10 protein-coding genes are annotated in these 14503 nt (G+C 67.8%); 3 read left to right on the top strand and 7 right to left on the bottom strand.

Annotation, left to right across the window (positions count from 1 at the left end):
• Positions 1–154: 154 nt before the first annotated feature.
• From VGK20_13585 to VGK20_13555, 7 genes are all read right to left on the bottom strand, one after another.
• Entirely contained in the window at positions 155–1351 is a 1197-nt protein-coding gene (locus VGK20_13585) for a class I SAM-dependent RNA methyltransferase (GenBank protein HEY2775074.1), read from the bottom strand.
• A 16-nt stretch (positions 1352–1367) separates the two neighbouring features.
• Positions 1368–2864 (bottom strand): ammonium transporter, encoded by a 1497-nt coding sequence (locus tag VGK20_13580; GenBank protein HEY2775073.1) that lies wholly within the window; start codon positions 2862–2864, stop codon positions 1368–1370.
• 181 nt (positions 2865–3045) lie between these two features.
• Entirely contained in the window at positions 3046–4677 is a 1632-nt protein-coding gene (locus tag VGK20_13575; protein HEY2775072.1) for a PTS sugar transporter subunit IIA, read from the bottom strand.
• Between the two features lie 34 nt (positions 4678–4711).
• Positions 4712–6562, bottom strand: a complete 1851-nt coding sequence (locus VGK20_13570; protein ID HEY2775071.1) for an ATP-binding protein — start codon at positions 6560–6562, stop codon at positions 4712–4714.
• Between the two features lie 39 nt (positions 6563–6601).
• On the bottom strand, positions 6602–7984 hold the full coding sequence (locus VGK20_13565; protein HEY2775070.1) for a sigma-54 dependent transcriptional regulator: 1383 nt from the start codon (positions 7982–7984) through the stop codon (positions 6602–6604).
• A 155-nt stretch (positions 7985–8139) separates the two neighbouring features.
• Positions 8140–10164, bottom strand: coding sequence for an APC family permease (locus tag VGK20_13560; protein ID HEY2775069.1), 2025 nt, complete (start codon positions 10162–10164; stop codon positions 8140–8142).
• A 37-nt stretch (positions 10165–10201) separates the two neighbouring features.
• A complete protein-coding gene (locus VGK20_13555) occupies positions 10202–10531 on the bottom strand; it encodes a hypothetical protein (GenBank protein HEY2775068.1) in 330 nt (109 codons plus the stop codon).
• A gap of 336 nt (positions 10532–10867) precedes the next feature.
• Between VGK20_13555 and gnd the strand changes: the two genes are divergently transcribed.
• From gnd to pgl, 3 genes are all read left to right on the top strand, one after another.
• Positions 10868–11872 (top strand): decarboxylating 6-phosphogluconate dehydrogenase, encoded by a 1005-nt coding sequence (gnd, locus tag VGK20_13550; protein ID HEY2775067.1) that lies wholly within the window; start codon positions 10868–10870, stop codon positions 11870–11872.
• A gap of 72 nt (positions 11873–11944) precedes the next feature.
• Positions 11945–13468 carry a glucose-6-phosphate dehydrogenase gene (zwf, locus tag VGK20_13545; protein HEY2775066.1) on the top strand — a complete coding sequence of 508 codons (1524 nt, stop codon included), beginning with the start codon at positions 11945–11947 and terminating at the stop codon, positions 13466–13468.
• Positions 13468–14238: a 6-phosphogluconolactonase gene (gene pgl / locus VGK20_13540; GenBank protein HEY2775065.1), complete on the top strand. Its 771-nt coding sequence runs from the start codon at positions 13468–13470 to the stop codon at positions 14236–14238. Before zwf ends, pgl begins: the two co-directional genes overlap by 1 nt.
• Positions 14239–14503: the final 265 nt, after the last annotated feature.

Below are 14503 nucleotides of genomic sequence, written 5' to 3'. Positions count from 1 at the left end.
CTGCGCGCACGCTACCAGGGTGGACGTGAGGGCGACGGCAATCGCCGTCGTCGTGACGAAGGTCTTCATGTTCGTTCTCCAGTTTCGGTCGCGGTGAAGGCCCCGCCAGCGGCGGGAGCCGGGACCTTGTCTTGCCAAAGGCCGGCGGAAAAGCCTACCGGGGCCCGCTTTCGCGTGCTTCCCGGTCTTCGCCGGTGCCGGTGCCGGTGCCGCCGCCGTCGGCCCGCGGAGGCTTGGGCCCGTGGAACTGGAAGTACGTGCACTCGATGCGGGCATTGTAGAGCTTGCGGCGCCGGTCGGCGCGCCGCCGGACGATGCTCTCGAAATCGCGCCACGGCGTAAGAACGAAGAACGACCAGGTCGGCAGGCGCTCGAACACGGCCGCCATCGATTCGTACAGGCGGCGCACGTCGTCATCGTCCTCGAGACGCACCCCGTAGGGCGGGTTGGTGACGATGCAGCCGTAATGGTGACTGGTCTCGAGGTCGGCAAAGGCGCGCTTCTGGAAGTGGATGTCGGCCTCGACTCCGGCGCGCGCGGCGTGGCGGCGCGCGAGCGACAGCGCTTCGGCGTCGATGTCGGTCGCGATGATGCGTTCGTCGAGGCGCTCCAGCGCCTGGTCTTGCGCTTCTTCGCGTGCCTGCGCCCAGACCTCCGCCGGCATCCAGCTCCAGCCTTCGGCCGCGAAGCTGCGTGCCACACCGGGCGCGATCCTGCGGCCGGCCAGCGCCGCTTCGATGGCGATCGTTCCGCTGCCGCAGAACGGATCGATCAGGGCCTTGCCGTTTTTCCAGAACGAAAGATCGACGAGGGCGGCCGCCAGCGTCTCGCGCAGCGGAGCGGCGCCGACCAGGTCGCGGTAGCCGCGCTTGTGCAGCCCGTCGCCGCTGGTGTCGAGGAGCAAGGTGGCGGTGTCGTGGAGCAACGCGATTTCGATGGGAACGACAGCGCCGGTCTCGGCAAGGCTGCGCACGCCGAACGCCTCGCCGAGCCGCATGGAGATGGCCTTTTTGACGGTCCGTTGCAGCGCCGGCACGCTCGACAGCGTGCTTCGTACCGATCGTCCCGTGACCGGAAAGGCCTCGTCGCGCGCGATCCAGTCTTGCCACGGGATCGACAGCACGGTCTCGAACAGCGCATCGAAATCGGGCGCGGGAAACTCGGCGAGCCGCACGAAGACGCGGTCGGCGCTTCGCAGCTGGATGTTCGCGCGCGCCAGCGCGAGGCGATCGCCCTCGAAGTGGATGCGCCCGGTCTGCGCGGGGCTGGCCTGGTAGCCGAGCGCGTCGAGCTCGCGCGCGACGACCGCCTCCACGCCGAACGTGGAGGCGGCTACGAGATCCAGCGGCATCAGCCGCTCCGCGCGTTCAGAAGTTGTACCCCACTTCGCCGTGTTCGCTGATGTCGAGACCCTGGCGCTCGACCTCGGTCTCCGGCCTGAGCCCGACCAGCGCGCGCACGACGTTGGCGATCACCACCGTGCCGACGACGGCCATCACGATCGTGATGCCCATCGCCTTGAGCTGCTCCATCCACAGCGTGCTGCCGACGATCTTCGACAGGTTCGTCGCGAGGTTCGAGTTGACGTCGGGAGTCGCGAAGATTCCGGTGACGAAGGCGCCGAGAGTTCCGCCGACGGCGTGCACGCCGAAGGTGTCGAGCGCGTCGTCGTACTGGAATATGTGCTTGATGCGCGTGCACGCGATGAACGGAACGATTCCGGCCAGGATGCCGATGAGGACGCTCGAGCCGGGCGTGACGAAGCCGCAGGCCGGCGTGATCACGACGAGGCCGGCCACCGCACCCGAACAGAAGCCGAGCACGCTGGGCTTGCCGCGCTCGAAGTATTCGGCCATCGCCCACGTAAACGACGCGACCGCCGTTGCCAGCGTCGTGGTCGTGAACGCGTTGGCGGCAACGCCGTCGGCAGCCACCGCGCTTCCTGCATTGAAGCCGTACCAGCCGACCCACAGCATCCCGGTGCCGATCATGCACATCACCATGCTGTGCGGCGCGAATGCCTCCTTGCGGAATCCGATGCGGGGCCCGAGGATCAGGCACAGGATCAGCGCCGACCATCCCGACGACATGTGCACGACAGTGCCGCCGGCGAAGTCGATGGCCTTGATCGGGGCGTCGGCGTTCCAGACGCCGTTCATCATCCCGGTGACACCCCAGACCATGTGGGCCAGCGGGAAGTAGACGACGAGCATCCAAAGCGTGACGAACAGCAGGATTGCCGAGAACTTCATGCGCTCGGCGATCGCGCCGATGATCAGCGCCGGCGTGATGATCGCGAACATCATCTGGTACATCGCGAAGACGTTCTCGGAGACCCAGTACGAGTAGTCGGTATTGGGTGCGCTCGTCACGCCTCGCAGGAACATCTTGGAGAAGCCGCCGATGATGCCGCCGCCCCTGTCGAAGACCATGCTGTAGCCGAAGGCCCACCAAAGGATCGTCACGAGGCCGGCAATGCCGAAACACTGGGCCAGCACCGACAGCACGTTCTTCGTGCGCACGAGGCCGCCGTAGAACAGCGCCAGCCCCGGCAGCGTCATGAACAGCACCAGTGCCGCCGACGTCATCATCCAGCCGTTATGGCCGGGGCCGGAACCGGAGACCTTCGACGCGACCGTCGCATTGGTTGCGTCGGCTCCGCGCGCGGCGTTGTTCACGTAGGCCTCGAGGTCGGCCACCCGTTGCTCGATGGTCGGGTCGGAGCGCGTCGCTGCGTCGGCCGCCGAGGCGATCGCCGGCGCGAAGACGCCGACAAGGGCCGCGATGACGGTGACAGCGGCAAGAGGCCGCAGGAGAGCGCAGGCGCTGCCGCCCACGAAGAGAACTCGCGAACTTCCTTTCATGGCTGGTCCCTTGTGGCGATAGATTGGCCGTGTCGCGGAGGCGGCGACGACGGCACCGGAACGCCGCCGCCCCTATAGCGCATGCGCCGGGGGAAAGGACAGGGTGCGCGCTGTGCAGGCATCGGCCTGGTCGAACTGCGCGGGGCACCGCGAAAAACGGCCGCCAGGCATGGCCTGGCCGTCAGGTGAACGGCTCTCCATCCTCGAGCGCCCGGAGCACGTCCCCGGGACCGGCAGCTGCTGCCAGACGCCGCCGCACCGACGCGTTGCGGAACACGCGTACGGCCGTGCCGATCCATTGAAGGTGCTCGTGGGCCTGCGTCGCGGGCGCCAGCAGAAGGAAGACGACCTCGATGGGGTGCTCGCGCGCGACGTCGCTGACTCCGGCCCTGGTCACGGCCAGCGCTGCTACGGGAGCGGCGAGGCCATCGAGCCGGGCGTGGGGAAGCGCGATGCCTTCGTTCAGGAACGTCGAGCCCTGGCTTTCGCGTTCGTGAAGGCGCGCGAGCGCCTCGTCGGCGTTCCACTGCGCGCGTCCGGCCCCGATGCGTGAGAGCAGGGTTCTCAGCACCTGCTCGGTGGCCATCGGTCGATCGAAGATCTCGATATGATTCTCGCCGAGAAGCTGCGACAGGCGTCGCGACGATTCCGCCGTGCTTCGTGTCGGTGCGGTGTCGCCCTCGATCGCTACAGGCTCGTCGCGATCGGTGTCGACGACGACCACGGTGAAGCCGGCCGAGCGCTCGATCAGATCCGAGCACAGCGTCGTGCGACCGAGCCGGTGCTGCCACCACGCCAATTGTCTCGACCTGCCGACGACGATCTGGCCGACGCGGTATTCGCCGGCAAAGCGGACGATGGTATCGACGACGCTGTCGCCGCGGAACGTGAAGACGGTCGCGCCGAGCTCGTTGGCCAGCACCATCGTGTCGGCGAGCGCTCGCGCCGCCGCCTCGCCGGCGTCAACCGAGCCCTGCACGTGCACCGCGTACCAGTTGCGGTTGAGGCGCCCGGCCAGGCGCGACGCGAAGCGCAGCAGGCTCGCATTGGCGGCGGCGCCTGTGCCGAGGCAGACCATGATCTGGTCGGGAGAGGATCCTTCGCCGGCGCGCGGGATTGCGCGGCGACGGAAATCGATCTGGGATGCGATCTCCCGCATCGTCAACTCGCGAAGCCGCTCGAGGCTCGTCTCTGCGAAAAGCCCGGCCGTTTCGCCGTCACTGCCGCCGCGCGGATAGACTTTGCCGTCGGCGACGCGCCTTCGAAGATCCTGCGGCGAAAGATCGACGTTGACGACTTCGTCGGCGTCGGCGAGCACCGAGTCGGGCAGCCTTTCGCGCACCTTGATGCCGACCAGTCGTTCGACCGTGTCGTAGAGGCTTTCGAGATGCTGGACGTTCAGCGTCGTCAGCACGTGGATGCCGGCGGCGAGCAGCTCCTGGACGTCTTCGTATCGCTTGGCATTGCGGCTTCCGGGAAGGTTGGCGTGCGCGAGCTCGTCGACGAGCACGACTTCCGGTTTTCTCGCGAGCGCCGCCTCGACGTCGAATTCCTCGAGCACCAGGCCGCGGTAGTCTTCCTTGCGCCGCGCAAGCGTCTCGAGTCCGGCGGCGAGCCTGGCGACGTCGTCGCGTCCGTGCGTCTCGACGTACCCGACGACGACGTCCACGGCCTGCTGCCGCAGGCGGTGCGCTTCCTCGAGCATCTGCCAGGTTTTGCCGACACCGGGGCCGTAGCCAAGATAGACCTTGAGGCGGCCGCGGTGCGCGCGGCGAATCAGCTCGAGGAAGTGATCGCTTCGTTCCCTGCTCATTGCCGTTCCGGCAGGCCGGCGACGAAAGACCGGCTCACGATGCGGCTTCGCCCCGGCTCGCGGCGGCGTCGGCTGAGCTGGCCGCCCGCAGCGAGAAGCGGAACGTTGTGCCGCGCGCGGGCTCGCTTTGCACGAAGATCGTTCCGCCGTGCGCCTCGACGATCTCCTTGACGATCGCCAGGCCGAGCCCCGCGCCGCTGTGGGCGGCCTGGTGGGCTGCGCGATAGAAGCGGTCGAAAATGCGCGGGAGATCCTCGGGTGCGATGCCGCTGCCAGTGTCGGCGACGGCAAATTCGACGAACTCGCCGCTGCGCGAAGAAGTGATCGACACGCGGCCGCCGCCGGGCGTAAAGCGCAGCGCATTTTCCAGCAGGTTCGCGAAGACGTGACGGACGCGCCCGGTATCGACGAGCGCTGCGCCCGAATCCGGCGCGCACCCAACCTCGAGCTGCACGCCGCGGCTGCGGTAACGGGTCGCGAATTCGGCGACCGCATCCTCGACCAGGCTCTGCACCGGTACCGGCTCCAGGTCGAGAAGGCCGCGCCCCGACTGCAGGCGCCCGAGGTCGAGCAGGTTGTCGATGATGCCGTGCAGGCGGTCGCCGTCCTCGCGCGCCGCCTGCAGGAGGTCGGCCTGCTGTGCCGTCAGCGGTCCGACCCTGCCTTCGAGCAGAAGGTGCGTGGCCATGCGGATCGACGTGAGCGGAGTCTTGAGCTCGTGCGACACGACCGACAACAGGCCGCTCTTCATCATGTCCAGAATGCGCAGGCTCGTGACGTCGCTCAGCACCAGCGTCACACCGACGAGCGTCTTGTCTTCCGACAGGATCGGCACCGCCTGAGGCTGAAAGTAGCGCTCGGTCTCGCGAAAGATTCCGATCGCCGACTCGTAGCCCCTCGGACGGAACGGCTGCTGGGTCGCCAGCGTCTGCCCGACGATGTTCCACAGGGCCTTGTTCTCCGAGCGCGCCAGGTCCACTCCGGGTGCGAGCTGGAACTCGCGCTCGGCGGTCTCGTTGGCCATCTCGATGCGACCGTCGGGACCGACGACCGCCACGGCGTCGGGAAAGCTGTTGAGCGCCAGCAGCGTCGTGCGCTCGGTGCGCGCCAGGCGCGCGCGGTCGGAACGGCGGAACTCGCGCAGGCGTGCCGTCATGTTGTTGAACGCCTCGGCCAGCTCGCCGATCTCGTCGCCCGACGGAACGGCCACCGCCAGGTCGAGATTGCCGCGCTCGATCTCGCGCACCGACGCAGTCAGTGCGCGAAGCGGATCGAGGATGGATCGTCCGATCAGCACCGTGAGCGCGACGGCGAACAGTGCGGCCAGCCCCATGATCGCCAGCATCTCGCGGCGCGACGTCTCGGCCTGGGAACGTACCTGGCCGTCGACCGAGACCATGTTGGCAAGGTTGAGGTCGATGATGTGCTGGGCCGTCGCCTTGACGGCCTGGGCCTGGACAAGCAGCACCGTGCGGTAAGCCTCGCGTCTGGCCGGCACCGGATCCTCGCTGGCAAGCTGGCGTTCGAGGTTCTGGCGGTAGGTTTTCCACTGGGCGCCGAGCTGGTCGGCGGCTTCGGCCTCCCCCGGCAGCGTGATGTTGCCGAACTCGCTGGCAAGGTTGCGCTCGAAGGAATCGGTCGCGTCGTGTGCCTGCGATGCGTCGGTGTTCTCGTTCCACAGCGAGCGCTCGGCCAGGCCGTCGAGGACGTCGATCGAGTCCTTCATGTGCTGCGCATAAAGGACGGTGTCGTAGTTCTCGCGGAAGATCCTCTCGAGCGTCGAGCTGTATTCGTTGAGCAGCGCGATGCTGGTCGCGCCGAGCACGAGAAGCAGCGCGAGCAGGCCGCCGAAGGCGAGCGTGAGTTTGCGGCGCAGTCCGAGCATCGAGCAGGCTTTGCTTGCAGGCGGCCGCGAGCGCCGCCGTCAGGCTTCGTACTTCTTACGCTTGCGCCACAGCGTGGACGAGTCGATTCCGAGGATCCGCGCCGCTTCTTCCATGCTCGGGGCGCGGCCGAGCACGCGAAGGACATGCTCGCGCTCGATGGCTTCCAGCGTGAAATCGCCGCCGAGGCGGGCCAGGCCGCCGTCGTGGGCGGCCATGGCCTCGGGCAGCGCCTCGGGCCCCATCACGGAGGACGGCCACAGGATGACCGCCCTTTCGACGGTGTTGCGAAGCTCGCGCACGTTGCCGGGCCAGCCGTAGGCGACGAGGGCCGCCTCGGCTTCGGGAAGCAGCCGCGGCGAGGCGCGCCCGGCCTTGAGCGCGAAGAAATCGAGGAAGCGACGCGCCAGGCGCACGATGTCTTCGGGACGTTCGCGCAACGGCGGCACGCGCACTTCGATGACGTTGAGGCGAAACAGCAGGTCCTCGCGGAAGCGCCCGGCACGCACGTCCTCGTCGAGGTTGCGGTTGGTCGCCGCGACGATGCGCACGTCCGCCGTCCGCGTGCGGTTCTCGCCGACCCGCTCGTAGCGCTTCTCCTGGACGAATCGCAGCAGCTTGGACTGCATCTGCGGCGAGATCTCGCCGATCTCGTCGAGGAACAAGGTGCCGCCTTCGGCCGCGTCGACGCGGCCGGGCTGGTCACGCACCGCGCTCGTGAACGCGCCGCGCACGTGACCGAACAATTCGCTGGCGAGCAGGTCTTCGGACAGCGTCGGGCAGTTGAGCGTGACGAAGGGACGCGCGCGCCTCGGGCTCTGCGCATGGACTGCGCGTGCGAGCACGCCCTTGCCGGTGCCGTTCTCGCCGCGCAGCAGCACCGGCGCCTCCGAGGCCGCGGCGCGCGACAACAGGTCGAGCACCGCCCTCATCTTGGAGGAGGCGGTGACGAGGTCCACTTCGGGAACCTCTTCGGCCAGCCGGTCCTCGAGCTCGAGCACCCGTCCGACGATTTCCCTGCGCCGCGCGGCCTGCTCGACGATGTGACGGATCTGCGCGGGCGTGAACGGCTTGGGCACGTAGTCGACGGCGCCGCGCTTGATCGCCTCGACGGCGGTATCGAAGGTTGCGTGCGCAGTGATGATGACGACGGACAGGCTCGGCCGGGCGCTCAGCATGCGCGCGAGCACGTCCAGGCCGTCGGCATCGCCGAGCCGGAGATCGAGGAACGCGATGTCGAACGGAGCGCGTTCGAGGGCTTCGAGGGCGCTCTCGGCCGTCGCGACTGCCGTCACTTCGCAGCCCATCCCCTCGACGCAGACCGACAGGGTGGTCCGGATGTTTCGCTCGTCGTCGACGATCAGCACGCGCGAGGCGCCGCCGTGCCCGGCGTGGCCCGCGTCGGCGCGTGGGACGCTGTCCATGCCGTCATCCATGACGGGAAGCAGCCGGGCGGTCAATGAAAGCGGGCGGTACAGAGCCGCCGGAGGCGGGGTACCTGCCGGATCTTCGTCGCGGAGGAGCCGCGGGCTGCCGGCGGCCGACCGCGGCGGCGGCTCTCCGGCGGGCCGCCCGGTGCTCATGCAGCGGTCTCCAGCACGCGGGTCGGAAGCACCATCGCGTTCAGGCCGGCGAACTGCAGGCTTCGCTGGAGCTGGTAAGCCGTCTCGTTGTGCAGCAGGCGCTGGTACCAGCGCTCCCGCTCGAACACGAGCTTGCCGGCAAAGAAGATCGAGCGCGGGTAGTCGCGCTGGACGTCGGTGCACAGGCGCAGCGCGGGACCGAGCACTTCGGTGTCGATGGCCATGCGCATCTGCGCAGCCAGCCCGAGGCGGTTGGCCAGCTCGACGTAACGCGCGAGCTCGGTCTGCGTGCGCTCGCGCACTTCGTCGACGGCGCTCACGTTGGTGAACGACGCCGAATCGATGACCCCGACCGCGACGAACACGTAGTTCTTGAAATAGCGGGGGAACAGCCTCTCGATTGACAGCATCGTGTGGATGCCGAGTCCCGCGTAGGAGCCGACCAGCAGCACTGCGGTCGGCGCTTCCGGCTGCAGCTCCGGCGTATGGCCGTTGCAGGTGGTCGGCAGCGCCTCGACGATGTCGTCGAGCCGGTTCAGCCCGCCCTGCACGGTGCGGTAGTGGCGCCGGATCACGAAGCAGGTGGCGATCAGCACCGCGGTAAGCCCCAGCGTGACCCAGCCGCCTTCGGCGAACTTCACGTAGACGGTGGCGCAAAGGATGAACACGCAAAGCGCCAGCGCGATCACGTGCACGCCCAGGCGCCGCCTCCACAACTCGTGGTCGCTGCGGTGGCGCACCCAGAAGCGGCACATCGCGAGCTGGGACAACGAGAACGTCACGAACACGTTGATCGAGTACATGACGACCAGGTGCGTGACGTCGCCACTGGTGTACCAGAGCGCGGCAGCGGAAAGGCCGCCCATCAGCAGCACGCCGTAGTGCATCGTCAGGCGGTCGGAAAGCTGGCTGAACCGGTGCGGGAGGAACGAGTCGGAGGCCATGTTGGCCATCACGCGCGGACCGTCGATGAAGCCGGCCTGCGCGGCGACGACGAGCAGCGCAGCCTCGGAGACGAGCGTGACGAACACGAACGCGGTGCCGTACGAGAAACCGCCGATGTGCATGCCCTCGCTGAACTTCTCGGCGAGAACGGCGTTCATCGTCTTGCCTTCGACCGGGATCACGTGCGCGAGAAGGTACGCGACGATCAGCCCTCCGGCGGTGAGCGCCAGCGAAGAGGCCATCAGCGCCATCGTGCGGCGGCCGGTCTGTACCTTCGGCTCGCGCATGATCGAAAGGCCGTTGGAGACGGCCTCGATGCCCGTGTAGGTACCGGCACCCATCGAGTAGGCGCGCAGGAACAGCGCGATCATTCCGATTGCGCCGAGCCCGAGCGGCGGACTCTGCAGCCCGTGGGCGAAACCTTCGCGCACGCCGGCGACGACGACCGGAATTTCGCCCGAGCGGCTGAGGATGACGCCGACGATCAGGATCGCATGCGTGACGAGGAAGGTGAGGAAAATCGGCGCCAGCGCCGTCACCGACTCCTTGACCCCGCGCAGGTTGAGCAGGATCAGCACGACGATGGCGAGAAATTCAATCGGAAGCTTCAGCGGGAACAGCCCGAAGACCAGTTTGGTGCTCCACTCCGGGTGCAGGAAGCTGAAGATCGCGTCGCCGCCCGCCGCGATCGAGATCGAGATCGTCAGAACGTAGTCGATCACGAGCGCCGATCCCGATGTCACGCCCGCGCCGGCTCCGAGAAGTCGCGACGCGACGATGTACCCGCCGCCGCCCAGCGGAAAATGCTCGATGATGCGGCTGTACGAGTACGCGATGATGACGACCGTCAGCGTCGTCGCGAGCGCGAGCATGATCGCGAGGTAGGTCTCGCCGCCGAGGGCCTTGAACGCTTCCTCGGGGCCGTAGGCCGACGACGACAGACCGTCGGCGCCGAGGCCCACCCAGGCCAGGAACGCCACCAGCGAGACCTTGTGGAACACGCCCTCGTCGATCTCCCTCTTGTCGCCGATGACGGCACGCAGCAGGCGCGACGCAGTAAAACTCTGGTTGGTCATCCCCACGGCAAGCTCTCTCCTTTTCTCATTTTCTCATCTAGCGGGTCGGCTCCGGCAGGAAGGGCCGCGCAAGGGTGCGGCAGGCTTCGTCGCATTCCGGAAACTCGACGAGGAAGCGGGCGCTGTCCTGGCAGCGCGAAGCGACGGCGTCGGCGGCGCGCTGGTCGGTGCACAAAGCGGTGACGCTCGAAAGCGTGCGAAGGTAGATTTCGCGCCGGATCGGTGCCGGCAGCGACAGCAGCCCGCGTTGCTCGCGGCCGCTCCACCATCCGGCGACCACCATCGCGAGCAGCGCGCCGGCGAGCCAGCTGCTCGTGCGAGCGGCCGCCAGACCTTGCGCAGCCGGTGTCGAATGGGACGGTGCCACACGGGCTCTGGAGCAGGCGGCGTGCCATGCGCGAGCACCGGGAATTCACGCGTTTTCGGCAGCCTCCCCGGACGGGTCGTGCAGGATGCAGGATTGTCCGCCGGGGCGTCGTGCGATCTGCAACACAGCTGGCGAGGGCGCTGGGAACGGCGCGCCACCCGTGCTCGGATTGGCGAAATCCGGGCCAGGTACACATTCGGCGCGCCCGCTCGCGCCCGCGCGCCGGCTCGCGATGGATGCCCGGTATTGCGGGAATGGCACGCATGAGCCGGCTGCCGCGCGTGAAATGCTTTGCCGTCGCGGGCTTGGCCGGTTTTCCGCTCAGGAGGTCAGTCGATGAAAATCGCAATGGTCGGACTGGGACGCATGGGTGCCAACATGAGCCGCCGCCTGATGGCCGGCGGCCACCAGGTGGTCGCCAGCGACCGCAGCACCGCGGCGGTCCAGGAGCTTGCCGGCGCCGGGGCGCAGTCGGCCTCGAGCCTGGCTGACGCGGTCTCGAAACTGGACGCGCCGCGCGTCGTGTGGGTGATGGTGCCGGCCGGTGCGGCCACCGATTCGGTATTCAACGAGCTTGCCGGCCTGCTGTCGCCGGGCGACGTCGCCATCGACGGCGGCAACTCGCATTTCAAGGACGACATCCGGCGCGCAGCGATGCTTGCGACAAAAGGCATCCGCTTCCTCGACGTCGGCACCAGCGGCGGAGTCTGGGGCCTCGAGCGCGGCTACTGCCTGATGATCGGCGCCGAGCCCGAGACGTTCGCAATCGTCGAGCCGATCCTGAAGACGCTCGCTCCGGGGCCATCAGGCATCGCCGCATCCCCCGGCCGTGAAGGCCGGCGCAGCACTGCCGAGAACGGCTACCTGCACTGCGGCGGCGTCGGCGCCGGTCATTTCGTCAAGATGATTCACAACGGCATCGAATACGGCCTGATGCAGGCGTACGCCGAAGGGTTCGACATCATGAAAGGGGCCGCGACGGCTCCGTCCGGCGCCGGCTACCGCTATGACATCAATCTTGCCGACGTCGCCGAGCTCTGGCGCCGCGGCTCGGTCGTGACGTCGTGGCTGCTCGACCTGACGGCGTCCGCGCTTGCGACCAGTCCCGACCTCGGCCAGTACTCCGGCACCGTGGCGGATTCGGGCGAAGGACGCTGGACCGTCGAGACGGCCGTCGAGCAGGCGGTTCCAGCCGAGGTGCTGACGGCGTCGCTCTTTGCCCGCTTCCGTTCCCGCCAGGACCACACGTTCGCCGAAAAAATCCTGTCGGCGATGCGCCACGGATTCGGCGGGCACGTCGAGCCTCCGCAGCAGCCCGCGGCCGGCAAGAAACCTGCGTGAGCTCGCGAATCCGGAGTGACGCGCGAAGCCGGTGTGAAGTGCGAAGCCAGAGTGAAAAAGGAGACGCAGCAAATGGCTACTGATCGCTCCGGCAGCACGGTCGCCGCCGCCGGGCCCTGCCTGCTCGTGCTGTTCGGCGCCTCGGGGGACCTGACCAAGCGCAAGCTGATCCCGGCCCTGTACAATCTCGTCGGAGACCGGTTGCTCGCCGAGGAGTTCGCGGTGATCGGATTCGCGCGCCGCGACACCAGCGACGCGGATTTCCGCGACCAGATGCGACGCAACATCAGCGAGTACGCCACCGACGGCGTCGACGAGCGGACGTGGGCATGGCTCCAAAGCCGCCTGTATTTCGTCGGTGGCGAGTTCCACGACGACGAGGCCTACAAGCGCCTCGAGGCAAAGATCAAGGAAGTCGAAGACCAGCATCACACCGGCGGCAACGTCCTGTTCTACCTTGCCGTCGCGCCGGAATTCTTCGATCCCATCGTGCAGAAGCTGGCAGTGCAGGGGATGGTCAAGCAGAACGACGGCAGGTGGCGGCGCGTCGTCATCGAGAAGCCGTTCGGCCGCGACCTTGCGACGGCCAAAGCGCTCAACGACTCGCTCCTCAAGGTTCTCGACGAAAGCCAGATCTATCGCATCGATCACTATCTCGGGAAGGAGACCGTCCAGAACATCCTGGTGTTCCGCTTCGCCAACGGCATCTTCGAGCCGATCTGGAATCGCCGCTACGTCGACCACGTGCAGATCACGGTGGCCGAGACCGTCGGCGTCGAGGGCAGGGGAGGCTACTACGACGAGACGGGCGCTCTGCGCGACATGGTGCCGAACCACATCATGCAGCTGATCAGCCTGGTCGCCCTCGAGCCGCCCATCTCTTTCCACGCCGACGCCGTGCGCGACGAGCAAAGCAAGGTGCTGCGCGCGGTGCAGCCGATGACTCCCGAGGAAGTGCTGCAGAAGGCGGTTCGGGGCCAGTACGGCGCCGGCACGATCGGCAACCGGCGCCTGCCCGACTACCGCCAGGAAGACCGCGTCGACTCGCTGTCCAAGACCGAGACCTTCGTCGCGATGAAACTGGAGATCGACAACTGGCGCTGGAAGGACGTCCCGTTCTACCTGCGCGTCGGCAAGGCGATGGCCCAGCGTGACACGGAGATCGTCGTGCAGTTCCGACGGCCGCCGTTCGCGCTGTTCCGCGAGACGACGATCAACGACATCGATCCGAACGAGCTCGTCATCCAGGTGCAGCCGGACGAAGGCATATCGCTCAGCTTCGGCGCCAAGATCCCGGGCGCGACGATGCGCATCGGCAGCGTCGACATGGACTTCAAGTACTCGGAGCATTTCGGCACCGAAGTCGCCACGGGCTACGAGCGACTCCTGCACGACGCGTTCGTCGGCGACCAGACCCTGTTCCAGCGCGCCGACATGGTCGAGGCCGGCTGGCGCATCGTCGCGCCGGTTCTCGATGTGTGGTCGGCCCTGGCCGCGCGCGACTTCCCGAACTACGCCGCCGGCAGCTGGGGACCGAAGGCGGCCGACGAGCTGATGACGCGCGACGGCCGCCGCTGGCATCGCCAGGACCGTTGATGGCCGCTTCCGCCTCATCGGCGCAGGCAGGCGCGCCCGGTGTCGTCACCGTCGCGGATCCCGACGCCCTGGCCGAAGCCGCCTGCCACCTCGTCCTCGAATGCGAGCACGCTGCGCTGGCGCGCAGCGGGGTCTTTCGCATTGCGCTGTCGGGCGGCTCCACTCCGCGTCGCCTTTACGAGCGGCTCGCCAGGTCGAGCGCCGCGCAGTTCGCACGCTGGCAGGTCTTCTTCGGCGACGAGCGCTGGGTTGCGGCCGACCATCCCGACAGCAACGCGAGGATGGCGCACGAGGCGCTGCTCGACCACGTGCCGATCCAGCAGCGCAACGTCTTCGCGATCGACACCTCGTCCGGCTCTCCCGAAAAGGCAGCGACGCTGTATTCCATTACCCTCAGGCGCCATGTGCCGCCGGGCGCCCGCGGCCTGCCGAGCCTCGATCTCGTGCTGCTCGGCCTCGGCCCGGACGGCCATACGGCATCGCTGTTTCCAGGATCGGCGGCGCTGGCAGCACCGCCGGAGAGCCTCTGCGTCGCGAACTGGGCTCCCGGCCTTCGCACGTGGCGAGTCACGCTCACCGCCGGCGTCATCAACGCTGCACGCTCGGTGGCGTTCCTCGTCGCCGGACCGGACAAAGCCGCGCCGCTGGCCGAAGTATTGTCAGGCGGTGCGACGGAACTTCCGGCCGCCCTCGTCCATCCCGCAGGCGGAAAGCTGACCTGGCTCGTCGATTCTGCCGCCGCCGCCCGCCTCGGTGCCCAGGCGCCCTGACTCGCGATCGAGCTCCAGCGGCGGCGTTCCGCAGGAGCGAGGCCACGGCGTCCCCCGGAGCCTGTGCTAGCGAGGCCGCCCGGACAGCCCCGGCGACCTGGTGGCCTAGACAGCACCGCAGAGCAGAAAAATCTGCGTTAAAACAGCGACATCGACCGAAAATCGGATGTTTCAGGTGATCTGCGTTGCCGGGCCATCTTGCCCGATCAGCTTGGAGACAGGACCATCGAAGCGCTATAGGAAGATGGGTGGGAGGACGGCCGTT

It is taken from the genome of Candidatus Binatia bacterium, from assembly GCA_036493895.1.
Taxonomy (GTDB): Bacteria; Desulfobacterota; Binatia; order UBA1149; family CAITLU01; genus DATNBU01.
Note: the sequence above shows the minus strand (reverse complement) of the source record. Positions and strands in the feature narration are given on the sequence as shown.